Source organism: Chryseobacterium sp. WX (assembly GCF_029542485.1).
GTDB lineage: Bacteria > Bacteroidota > Bacteroidia > Flavobacteriales > Weeksellaceae > Chryseobacterium > Chryseobacterium cucumeris.
In genome coordinates this window covers 1222090-1234398 of record NZ_CP120710.1, presented here as the reverse complement: position 1 = coordinate 1234398, position 12309 = coordinate 1222090, and the positions used below count along the sequence as shown (strand labels likewise).

Genomic DNA, 12309 nt, shown 5'->3' with positions numbered 1-12309 from the left:
TGATCGAATTTTATTCTGTAAACACAAAATCATGTGAAAATGTGAATATTAGGGCCTTATAAATGAGAGAAAAACAAAAGTGCTCTCAACTTTTTATTTCCTTTTATTTTTTTCATAATAGGCATTTCCGTAATTTTATTGTCTGTATAACAAAATTCATATTAATACCAATATAATGGAAAGATATAGTTATGGGATGGTTGGCCTTGGAGTAATGGGGCGGAATCTGCTTTATAATATCGCTGACAACGGGTTTTCAATCGCAGGATTCGACCTTGATCAGGAAAAAGTGAAAGAATTAGAAGGCGGAGCTGCTTCAGAAATGAAGGTAAAAGGTACAGGCTCTTTAGAAGATTTCGTATCCGCACTGGAAGTTCCAAGAAAAATTATTCTTATGGTTCCTGCAGGAAAACCTGTAGATGCTGTGCTGGAAAATATTACCCCACTTTTAAGTGAAGGTGATATCGTGATTGATGCAGGGAATTCTTATTTTGAAGATACCAACAGACGTGTGGCTGATCTGGCATCCAAAAAACTGCATTTTATGGGAGTGGGAGTGTCAGGAGGTGAAAAAGGGGCCAGAAAAGGACCAAGTATAATGCCGGGAGGTGATCCGGAAGCCTTCAAACTTCTGAAACCAATGCTGGAAGCTATTGCTGCAAAAGTAGATAACGAAGCATGTACGGCATACATGGGAAAAGGATCTGCCGGAAACTATGTGAAAATGGTACATAACGGAATTGAATATGCAATTATGCAGCTGATCAGTGAAGCTTATGATCTTCTTAAAAGAGGAGCAGGTCTAAATAACGAACAGCTCCATCAGGTTTTCAAAGAATGGAATAATGGTGAAATGAACTCATTCCTTATTGAAATCACCAGAGATATCTTTACCCAAAAAGACTCATTAACAGATAGCTATCTTGTAGATCAGATTTTAGATAAGGCAGGAGCGAAAGGAACAGGGAAATGGACTTCTGAGCAGGCTATGGAAATAGGAGTTTCTATTCCTACTATTGATATTGCTGTAACTTCAAGAATTTTATCTGCCTATAAAACCGAAAGAGTTCAGGCTTCAAAAATATATGCCGATAACGAAATTACAAAGCCGGAAAATACAGAATTATTCATTAAGGAAGTAGGCGATGCGCTTTTCCTTTCTACCTTAATCAGCTATGCACAAGGTTTATCTTTACTGGTAAAAGCATCTGAAGAATACGGCTTTGAAATTCCATTGAAAGATGTTGTGAAAATCTGGAGAGGAGGATGTATTATCCGTTCAGTATTGCTGGAAAAATTCTATTCAGCGTATACCCAAAATCCTAACCTTTCTAATATTCTGCTTGATAAAGAAATTTCAGAACTGGTAAAATCAAAAATCAAAGCTTTAAGAAAAACAGCAGGATATGCCGTTGCCAACGGAATCTCAAGTTTGGGAATCCAGACGGCTTTGGGATATTTTGATGCCTACACTACAGAATCTCTTCCTGTGAATCTGATCCAGGCTCAGCGTGATTATTTCGGAGCTCATACGTATCAGCGTATTGACAGAGAGGGAGTTTTCCATACTTCTTGGCAAAGTGCAAACAATTAAAAATTCGGAAGAAATGAATCAAAATAGAATCTTGCAGCCAACAACTATCGTTATTTTTGGTGCTACAGGAGATCTGGCAAAAAGAAAACTTTTTCCGGCATTTTATAACTTATATATCGATGGCAGAATGCCCAAAGGCTTTAATATTGTAGCATTGGGAAGGGCAGAAAATACCAACGAAAAATTCAGAAATTATATCAGAGAAAACCTTGAAAGTTTCTCAAGAAAAAAAGTAACTTCTGAAGACTGGGCAGGTTTTCAGGCTCATATTACTTACTTTCAGCATCAGCTGGATGAAGAAAGTTCTTATCAGAATTTACAGCAAAAATTGCAGGATTTTGATTCCGTGTATGGGATAAGAGCAAACAGGTTATTTTACTTATCCATCGGACCTAATTTTATTACCACGATATCCAATCATATCAAAACGACATCATTGGCTTCTGATCCGAAAAGAGATCGCATTATTATTGAAAAACCTTTTGGTCATAATAAACAGTCAGCCATTGAATTGAACAGTCTTTTGGCTAAAACTTTTGAAGAAGAACAGATTTATCGTATTGACCACTATCTGGGGAAAGAAACAGTACAGAATATATTAGCATTCAGGTTTGGAAACTCAATTTTTGAACCGTTATGGGATCATAAATACATAGAATCTGTACAGATTACAGTAGCGGAAGAAGTTGGGGTAGAGACAAGAGGAGCTTTCTATGAACAGACAGGAGCATTAAGGGATATGATTCAGAACCACCTGTTGCAGATTCTCTGTATGGTGGCTATGGAACCACCGGCTTCATTGCAGTCTGGTGAAATCAGAGACCGGAAAGTTGATGTTCTGAAATCTATCCGTAGAATATCTTCCGATCAGGTTGATCATTATGCGGTAAGAGGTCAGTATGCCAAAGGAATCATAAACGGAGTGGAAGTGAAAGGCTACCGCCAGGAAGATGGAATTGCTTCGGATTCCAATACAGAGACTTTTGCAGCCATCAAATTTTATCTGGATAACGAAAGATGGCAGGATGTTCCTTTCTATGTCCGTACCGGAAAGAAAATGAAAGAAAAGCATTCTTACATTACCATCCAGTTTAAACCGCTTCCTCATTCAACGTTCTCAGACAGTCCGCATCATTTATCAGCAAACAGGCTTATTATTAATATTCAGCCCATGATGGATATCAGGCTGCAGTTCATGACCAAAAAACCTGGACTGACACTGGATTTGAAACCTGCAGAAATGATTTTTGATAATTTTGCCTGTAAAGAAGATACTCCGGAAGCTTATGAAACCTTGTTACAGGATGCTCTTTTAGGAGATCTTACTTTATTTATGCGTTCCGATCAGGTGGAAGAAGCCTGGGATGTTGTCACAACTATCCAGGAAGCCTGGGAAAACAATAAAGATTTATCTTTCCCGAATTATAAAGCAGGAAGCTGGGGGCCGGAAGACGTTAATGCTTTGGTGGAAAGACAAGGGCATAGCTGGGTATAAAACAATATAAATTTAAACAGACAAAAAAATGAATATTACAGTATTTGACGATCTGGAAAAACTGTACAAAAAGGCTGCAGATGCATTTGTTGACCTTTCAAAAAAATCTATTCAGAAAAAAGACCGTTTTGTTGTGGCGTTAAGTGGAGGTTCTTCACCTAAAGCCATTTTCAAATTACTGGCAACACCGGAATATAAAGAACAGATAGAATGGAATAAAGTCTACTTTTTTTGGGTAGATGAAAGATGGGTTCCTTTAAACGATGATAAAAGCAACTTCCGGATGACGGATGAGGCACTTCTTAATCAGGTTCCGGTAGATCAAAATCATATCTTTCCTATGTATGCTGAAGGAATAACTCCTGAAGACTATGCTAAAGCTTATGAGCAGCAGATCAGAACTGTTCTTGGCGATGAAGGTGTTTTTGATTTTATCCTGCTGGGAATGGGTGATGACGGTCATACTGCTTCATTATTTCCGGGAGAAGAAGTTTTAAATGAAAAAGAAAAATGGGTGTCTGCCTATTATCTTAAGCCTCAGGAAATGTTCAGAATCACGTTGACTGCTCCTATTATCAATAACGCGGATCATATTCTGGCTATTGCATTTGGTGAATCCAAAAAACATGCGCTGAATGAAGTTTTGAATGGCGAATATAATCCTTCATTATATCCAATGCAGCTTATTGAGAAGAAGGATGGTTTTCAGTTTTTTACAGACGAAAAAGCAAAAAGTTAATATAACTTCTACCTTAAAAAATAAGAGACTGTCCACGGACAGTCTCTCTTCATATCAACTATTCTAATACCGGCTTCCCGGTAAATACAATTTTCTCTACATTAAAACGAAAATAACGTACGCTAAATGAAAACAGCATCATTAGAGAACTCATGACGCTGCAGCATTTAGTGTTTTTACCTTAGTTGCTTTTGTTCGAAATTTTTAATTTTTCCAACTCCAATGGTGCTTCTATGTAAAATGGTTATTAGTTTTGAACAAATATACAAAATAAGACACTTCACAGTGTCTAAAAATTTAAAAAAATGAAAAATATTTTGATCAGCAATTCGAAACCTTAAGAAAACCCTTACGAATACGACATTATAAGAAAATAATAAAATTGTAAAAAATAGATGGAAGTATATAAAGACGACAAGATGATAAGCGACCGCTAAAAATTTCATCATTACTAAAAGCAACACCATTACATAAATAATGATGCTGCTGAAGTAATGTTTTACCTCAGTATTGAATAGTAAAATACGTATACTGAGGGAACTAACGGTGCAATCTGATCTCTCTCAACCTCACAACTCTGATTGTCTGTTATAAAAATGGTTATTAGTTTATGCAAATATATAAATTTAGACACTAAAAAGTGTCTAAAATGAAAAAAAATTCATAAACTTGTACGATTGAAAGTTTATCATGGAAAGAAAGTCTGTAGCAGGAAGTATACGGAACAAGGAACGCAGTAAAAAAAAGTTTTTGGATGCAGTGGGAAAGATACTGAGAACGAAAGGGTATACTGCCTTGAAAGTGAATAGTATTGCTGCTACAGCAGGGGTGGATAAGAAAATGATTTATTCTTATTTTGAAGGTATAGATGGCTTGATTGATGAGTACATCCGGTCACAGGATTACTGGAGCAAAGTAAACATTAAAGAGATTGAAAAAATAAAGCCCAAATTGGATGATGGAGGGAAGTCTTTCATGGAAGAAATGCTTTTATCTCAATTTGACCATGTTTATTCCAGTAAAGAAGCGCAAAAATTCCTTCTTTGGTGTTTATCGGAACCCCGCAAATCTTTAAAAAAACTTACAGAAACTCAGGAAGAAAACAGAGAGCATATTTTTAAACTTTTGATGGATTCACATTTTAAAGATAATGCTGAAGATGTACGCTCTATTGTGGCCATTATGGTTTCAGGACTTTATTACCTGAATATGTTTTCCTCTCTTAATGGAAGTATTTTCTGTGGGATAGATGTCAACACGCCTAAGGGAAGGGATCAGATCAAAAAAGCCATTACTTTCATGTTGCATCATACCTACGAAAATCTCTAGAATTCTTCAATTTGAAAATTAAACTTCCTTTAAAAAAACAAAACCATTAGAAATCTAATGGTCTGTCTATAAGTTGTGTTTCTACCTTAGTTGTTTCGTGTTTGAAATTGTCTTAAAGTATGGGAACTCAATAATACAATTTGATTGTCTTATTTTTCAACCTAATAGTGTTTTAAAATATATAGTTGGTTTTAGTTTGTACAAATATATAAAATAAGACACTGTGTAGTGTGTAAAATGATAAAAATTTTCTTAATTTTATTTAATGTTTTGAAATTCAGTATTTTATTTTTTGTTGTAAGAGTAAAAATTTCTTTTAATTAATCTTTTTCAATAGGTTTAACCTGTAAATACAACAGAATTTCTATTTTATAGAAAGTATATGCTTCCTAAAAAAGAATAAGTGGTAAGAAATATCTATAAAAAAGTATTTTATTTAATATCATTCCATTTTTTTGAGATGAAAAAACAGCATCACTATAGAAAAATGATGCTGTTGGTTGTGTTTTTACCTCAGTCGTTGATGTTCGAAATATTTTAAACTGAGGGAACTAACGATACAATCTGAATAGTTTTTAATTTTTCAACTTCAATAGTGTTTTGTATATAGAATGGTTTTAGTTTTTGCAAATATATACAAATAGATTAAATTAGACACTTGTTGGTGTCTAAAATGATAAAAAAAATCCTTAAACTTGTATATTGAATGTTTAGTCATGGAAAGAAAGTCAGCATCAGGTAGTATTAGGAATAAGGAACGCAGCAAGAAAAAGTTTTTGGATGCCGTAGGAAAAATACTGAAAACGAAGGGATATGCAGGATTGAAGATTAATGATATCGCTGCAACTGCCGGGGTAGATAAGAAAATGATCTATACCTATTTTGGCGGGATGGATGGCCTCATGGACGAATATGTTCGTACACAGGACTTCTGGGTAAAAGTAACCAGCGAGGAAGTGGAAAAGATGAAACCGAATCTTGAAGATGGAGGCAGAGAATTTATAGAGCATATGCTTCTTTCACAGTTTGATTATGTATACGCCAATAAAGAAGCTCAAAAACTATTGTTGTGGACTATTTCTGAGCCCCGAAAATCATTAAAAAAACTGATTGATACTCAGGAAGAAAATGGAGAATATATCTTCAAATTATTAATGGAATCACGTTTCAAAGATAAAATGGATACCTACCGTTCTATTATGGCCATCATGGTTTCAGGACTGTACTACCTTAATATGTTTGCATCTCTGAATGGCAGCCTTTTCTGTGGTATAGATACCAATACACCTGAAGGACGGGAAAAAATCAAAAAGGCAATATCTTTCATGGTAGAACAGACCCATGATAATCTATAAATCTATTGTAAATAACATAAAAAAAGGGACAATAATTTGCCCCTTTTTTTATGATACTGTAATCTATCCTTTATGATAAGGGCATCCTGAGGCTGTATCAGAATTTCCGTTGGTATTATAAAACTGTTCTTCAATAACCTTTCTCTGATCCTCAGGAATGTCCTGTATCTTACGAAGGGTATTAACCTGAATGTGAGGCCAGCTTGTAGTACCTCCGTCGTTCCCGAAATCAAATTCAAAGAATACAATTTGTTCATATTGAAGCTGAAGAATTTCTTTTCCATCTTCAATTACTGTTTCAATCCACATATCCATATCTACTTCAACAGTCGGGACGAAACGGTTGACAAAAGGAACATTTAAAACTCCTCCCTGTGCTCCGGTTTTCATTTTGGAAGACATTCTTACATGAACATAATTGCTGACGTGTTGACCTCTTAGCGTATCTCTTAATCTCAAATCAGGGCGCACAGAGTAAGGATATAAATCATCAGCCAGTATCCTCTGGGTATAAATTTTGTTTGAACCCTCATCATTCTTATCGTCTAGAGTTTGATGAACCCACTCAGGCGCTGGTTGATCAAGATCAATGATTTCCTGGGGAGTTACTCCTGCATTACCCATTGTACGTGAAATTGAAAGATGATTGGTTTCCCAGGCCTCTTTACCGTAAGGGAATTGGGGAGAACCTTCAATTAAATAATACGTTTTTTTATCTTTATTTTGAGGGATGATATCTCCAAGCAAAGTAATAGTGCTGCCATGAGGAATTACTCCGCTTCGGGAGATAGAGTAGTCCGGGATAAAATAAGGACCGTCAAGCCCAGCTCCCGGCTTTATTTCCTGTGCCGGAATAATCTCATAATAAGGTTGTCCCGGTTGCAACTGGCTTTGAAGAATATATTGTGGATTGGCTTCTCCGTCTGGTGTTATCCTTAACAAAGGCTCATCTCTGTATTCGCCGGTATATCCATATTTAGCATCCTCTGTTGAAATGGCATGAATACCACGGTCTCTTTCAATAGATTCTTTCGTTGCTGCATGATTATAGACATCACTCAGCCATAGGTACATTCCATTTTCTTCGTGGATAGGTGTATATTTCAGGGCATCTTGCCCTGGGACAGCATTAACACTTTTAATGCTTTGTTCATATTTAACTGCTCCGCAGAAAAGTTCACTGGCACCGCCGCGGTTGCGTACTCCTCCGGGAACGATGGAAAATGTCAGTTTCTCAATATATTCTTCACTGGTAAAAGCAAATTTTCCAGGTATCGTTCCTGGATTGGTTCCGGGGGAAGGCATTATGGTAGTATGTACTCCGCTTGCTAATGATGGTTTTAGAACATCTTTATTGTAATTGACATTATAGCTTACCCAGGTACCCTCCAGTGCAGCCAGAATTCCATAATCTACATTGTTTTCAATGGCCTGCAGCTTGTCTTCTCTGAATGGTCTTACCGGATCATCAATAAGAAGTTTAGAATATCCATCCATTACTTCAGCCAGATTAACTTCCTTCTGACCCGGCATTTTGCGGAATAACTGTTCTCCTCCCGCTTCCGGACTTTCTTTTTTTCTTTTAAGCATGATATATCGTTTTTATGGTTATAGGTTGATGTATTCGAATGTTGGCCCGGCGTTAGTCTGCGCATCCAACGGTTGTTTCATCAGATTAACAGCCTGCTCTTTCAGGGCATACATATACATAATAGATTTTTCCAGTTCTCTCTGATTTCCTTCCACAGCACTTTGAATGGCATCTAATAAACGTCTGTAGGTTTTATTAAACTCAACAGCCTGTGCATGTAATTCTTTATTTTTTACATAGTCTTCCAACTTCGGATTAGGTTTCATAGGATAGGCTTCATTCCAGTCTACAGGAAGGTCTTTTCCTGTGGGTGGAGTTGTTACAGGCATCATTCCGTTTTCATCCATGAAAGGCTCATAGTTTCCTCCCAGATAGAAATGCTCATGGAAAACTTCTTTGAATCTGAAATAATGTGCCAGTTCTACTCCTTCTTCAAACTGGGAGGGGTCAACATCAAAAATAGAATCATCAGCACCTTCACCTTGCCCTTTGATTTCTTGGAAAACAGCAATTACTCCGTCCAAAGCCTCTACAGAATGTAATTTTCCTCCACTTCCGTAATATTGTTCCGGACGGATCTGTTTTGCCGGATTTCCGGTGAAAATTCCTCCGGTATTTAATTCCTCAAAATTTGTCGGAAGTTTTCCATGATCTTTGTAATAAGCAATGATTTGGAAAATAACTATATAGAAGAATAAGACATCATAATATTCACCAATGGTGTGTACATTTTCCATGATGAAACCCTTCATGTTTTCAAGCGTCCAGAAGTTGTTTTCCTGTACGGCAGTTCTTTGAGAATATAATGCAGAAGTGTCCGCTTCGTGATCATATTTCGGAGCTTTTACCAAAGGTTGGCTTGGACTTTCAATCGCAATAAATGTGGCAATGCTGTTGCTTGAGAATGTTTCCAGTCCTACATAGAAATCAACGTTCATCGGTAATTTCATCGGATAAGTAGGATAGTTTTCCTGTTTGTTGACAGAAGGCTGGATGTCAATTGCATTCAGAACATTACAAACCATAATCAGGTGAAGCATCTCTTCTACAGCAACACTTCTGATAATTTGTGAAGCCAGAGCATTAGTCCCATCCTTGATCGAATACAAAGCCGTAAGGTAAGGAGGAATTGTAGAGTGTTCGATAAGAATGGCCGTTTGCAATAGGTCTTGTAAAACCGGTTTATAATCAATTTCTGTTATCCCTCTTTTTAATTCTGAAACTCCAGAACCCAACTCAGATTCCAGATAAGTATTGAAATCTTTGATCTGATCATTAAGCAAAAGATTCGTTAAGGTTTTACTGTGATGTTTTAACCCTTCTATCCAATCTTCTTTGCTAAGTGTTGAATCAAATAATAGAGAAGGTAATGAAACGGCTTCAGTAACAACGGCGCTTCTCGCTGCCATTCTTCCTGCGGTTAATAAAGTTTCCTGGGGTTGTGCTGTTTTATTGATAAGTCTTTGTCTCATGGTGTTATTTTTTAAGTTGAATTTCAAGATCAGCCAGAATAGATTCTACTGAACGGATCGTGAATGCTGATAAGGTTAAAGTAGGGTTTGAAGTTCCCAGAGTCGTCATATTTCCTGCTCCTACGATGTATAAGTTCGGGTGATCCCAGGCTTTACAATAGCTGTTGGTTACAGAATCTTCCGCTTTAGAACCCATTCTGTGAGTTCCTACGATGTGGCCGGCTCCGTTATAAGAATATCTTTCTCCATTGTACACCACAGAATTCTTGTCTTCTGCAGTATATTTTGTGAAATCCTTAATGTTTAATTTGTTAAACATCTGATCGGAAGCTTTTTTTGCCTGCTCCATCGCTTTCATTTCATACTCTGTCAGTTCATAATGAATAACAGGACGGGGAATTCCCATTACATCCAGATATTGATCGTTAATGGTAACTCTGTTATTGGGATTGGGTAACTGTTCTATTTCAAAATGGAATAAAACCTGTTTTGAAAGTCTGTCGGTAAGCTCTTTTCTTAATTCTGCCCCAAAAAGATTCTTTTCGATAAAGTAGGCTACATCTGAGCCTGGAGAAAATGCCGGCCATCCCCATCCCCAATTGTCAAGCGGAGAAATCCATGCTGAGAATTCACCTCTGAAGCCTCCGTCACGGAAAGACGAAATGTTTGTGGTAGAACCAGGGCCTCTGTAAGGATAAACCGGTTCAGGGAAAAGTCCCCAGGTAAGCATTACCATGTGATCCATTAGGTTTCTTCCCACCTGATCACTGCTGTTGGCCGCCGTTTTAACAACATTGTTAACCGTATATTTGGAGTTCAGTAGAATTTTTGGATTTTCAAAAGCATTAGCAGCCAGAATCACGATGGCATCTGAAGTATCAATGGATTCTTCAACAAAATCTGTTTTCTCTTTTGAAGTGTATCTTCTTAAATGAACCTTGGAGATTTTATCTTTATCATTTTGGTCTATGCTTAACCTGTAAACCACACTCTGCGCCTGGATCTGCATGTATGGATTACGCTTAAGATTTTCGTTGTCATTAAGTTTATATAAAGCTTTTTTCAATGTTTTTAAAGCATTATACTTCGCCTGAACAGGGCAGATCGGAACACAGGAAGCATTCCCTTCACAACGTTCTCCCATATAAGGATTCCAAACAGAACCAAGCGCTTTGTATTCTTCTTTTTCAGAGCTGTCTAAAACCAGTTGATATCCGGAATCTTTTGACTCAGCTTTGATGATCTTTGTTTTCCCGTATTTTGGATTCGGAATAGAATTTCTTCCCTGTGGAGAAGGCACCATCATTAAAGGAATCTCTCCGGAACTCAGCTTTACGCTTGTCCCTTTAAGTCCCTCAATAATCTTATGATCCATATAACTCTGAGGAATTTCTTCCATGGGAAATACATAGTTTCCATAATATTCTTCCGTCTTCTCTGTAATTGGATACTCCTGTCTTGAAACATCCCCGGAAACCCCGATTTCAAACTCTGCCATCTCATAATAAGGCCTTAATTCTTCATAACTTATCGGCCAGTCGACAGGGGTTTTCTCATCAGAATCTGGTTTTGGAATCTTGATACCATATTTTTCAGTAAGTTTAAAATCGTTGGGAAGCATTCTGGGTGTAGTTCCCAGCCAGTGAAGGGTTGTTCCTCCACCTACTCTTATCGCATCACTAGCAAAGGGCATTGGTCCAAATTGTACAAGATATCCTTTTTTATCTGGATAAGGTTGAACAATGTGTTCCATATCCAGAACGTTGGGAGAAGGAGCCTGCTTTAAGTTAGGATAAGGAGAGTTGGGAACTTTGGCTTCTTCTCTGTAAAAAGTACGGATATATTCATTATAAGTGGTCATTGAGGATACGGAATCCAGCTCAATACCAGCTTCCAGGCCAGCTTCATACATTAGGATTGATATTTCCCTGATGTTATCGGATTTTCCGGCATCTGCACGATGGACCATTTTTCCTTTGGTTATGTCAAATACATGATCGGATAATAGCTTTGCGATCAATGATCCTGCGATCCCCGTTCCTACGATGATCACATCTTTTTTGTTGGTAGTCTGGCTCATGAGTTGCTGTTTACAGGTTTAATATTCCATGATTTATATCCCGGCTGCTTGGCTCCCGGAGGATGAGAGTGCATCAGATTCCATACAAGCCCTTCCTTATAAGAGAGATCATTGATATAGGCTCCTTCCCAGGTTCCCAGATACCACATAGTGATTACTTTTCCGGCAATGTCATTCATTCCCGGGTTGCTGATAATTTCAGATTGAATGGCCTTTTTTAATTCCTCTTCACCGGAAGAACGTTCAAGGATATTTTTAGAAACGGTAAGGAATTCTACGAAGGTTGCTGCTTCCAGGCTTTTTAAAACATAAGTGTAATACGTTTCTGCAAGCCCTGTTGATTGTAGTTCGTTTACCGTAAATCCGGCAAGTGCTTCCGAGATAGACATAAACACGTCGAAATAATAATCGTCGACGTTGAGAATTTTGTTAATAATATTCATTTCGTAAAAAATTTGGATTCAATATCTTCAACTCCTTTTACAGAAGGCTATCAAGCTGATTGATCTACAGCTGCCGGATATTTCAGATAACACCTCTTTTTCAGAAATGATTGAATGTATTTCAAGCGATCCATAGTTATCAATTTTGTTTATTCGAAATTAATCAGAACTCAGCAGATGAGATTCAGTATTTCTACGTAATTTGTGCTTA

9 protein-coding genes are annotated in these 12309 nt (G+C 37.2%); 5 read left to right on the top strand and 4 right to left on the bottom strand.

The genetic code is table 11. The annotated features are described in order from the left end of the window. The first annotated feature begins 175 nt into the window (after positions 1 to 175). From gndA to PZ898_RS05595, 5 genes are all read left to right on the top strand, one after another. Positions 176 to 1594 (top strand): NADP-dependent phosphogluconate dehydrogenase, encoded by a 1419-nt coding sequence (gndA, locus tag PZ898_RS05615; RefSeq protein WP_277694988.1) that lies wholly within the window; start codon positions 176 to 178, stop codon positions 1592 to 1594. Between the two features lie 13 nt (positions 1595 to 1607). Next, positions 1608 to 3089, top strand: coding sequence for a glucose-6-phosphate dehydrogenase (gene zwf, locus PZ898_RS05610; protein ID WP_120232218.1), 1482 nt, complete (start codon positions 1608 to 1610; stop codon positions 3087 to 3089). A 28-nt stretch (positions 3090 to 3117) separates the two neighbouring features. Beyond that, the gene (gene pgl, locus PZ898_RS05605) at positions 3118 to 3828 is read left to right on the top strand and encodes a 6-phosphogluconolactonase (protein ID WP_062675195.1); all 711 of its coding nucleotides are present in this window, start codon (positions 3118 to 3120) and stop codon (positions 3826 to 3828) included. Positions 3829 to 4518: 690 nt separating this feature from the next. Beyond that, positions 4519 to 5157 carry a TetR/AcrR family transcriptional regulator gene (locus PZ898_RS05600; RefSeq protein ID WP_062675194.1) on the top strand — a complete coding sequence of 213 codons (639 nt, stop codon included), beginning with the start codon at positions 4519 to 4521 and terminating at the stop codon, positions 5155 to 5157. 716 nt (positions 5158 to 5873) lie between these two features. Then, positions 5874 to 6512 carry a TetR/AcrR family transcriptional regulator gene (locus PZ898_RS05595; protein WP_062675193.1) on the top strand — a complete coding sequence of 213 codons (639 nt, stop codon included), beginning with the start codon at positions 5874 to 5876 and terminating at the stop codon, positions 6510 to 6512. Between the two features lie 63 nt (positions 6513 to 6575). On the opposite strand, the gene PZ898_RS05590 is transcribed toward PZ898_RS05595, so the two are convergent. From PZ898_RS05590 to PZ898_RS05575, 4 genes are read right to left on the bottom strand one after another with little or no spacing between them, the layout of a single operon-like run. After that, positions 6576 to 8102: a peroxidase, FMP-type gene (locus PZ898_RS05590; protein WP_277694987.1), complete on the bottom strand. Its 1527-nt coding sequence runs from the start codon at positions 8100 to 8102 to the stop codon at positions 6576 to 6578. An 18-nt stretch (positions 8103 to 8120) separates the two neighbouring features. Beyond that, positions 8121 to 9575 carry a ferritin-like protein gene (locus PZ898_RS05585; RefSeq protein ID WP_277694986.1) on the bottom strand — a complete coding sequence of 485 codons (1455 nt, stop codon included), beginning with the start codon at positions 9573 to 9575 and terminating at the stop codon, positions 8121 to 8123. A gap of 4 nt (positions 9576 to 9579) precedes the next feature. Further along, complete coding sequence (locus PZ898_RS05580) at positions 9580 to 11655, bottom strand: GMC family oxidoreductase (RefSeq protein WP_277694985.1); 2076 nt, start codon at positions 11653 to 11655, stop codon at positions 9580 to 9582. Continuing rightward, positions 11652 to 12098, bottom strand: a complete 447-nt coding sequence (locus PZ898_RS05575; RefSeq protein ID WP_277694984.1) for a hypothetical protein — start codon at positions 12096 to 12098, stop codon at positions 11652 to 11654. Before PZ898_RS05575 ends, PZ898_RS05580 begins: the two co-directional genes overlap by 4 nt. Positions 12099 to 12309: the final 211 nt, after the last annotated feature.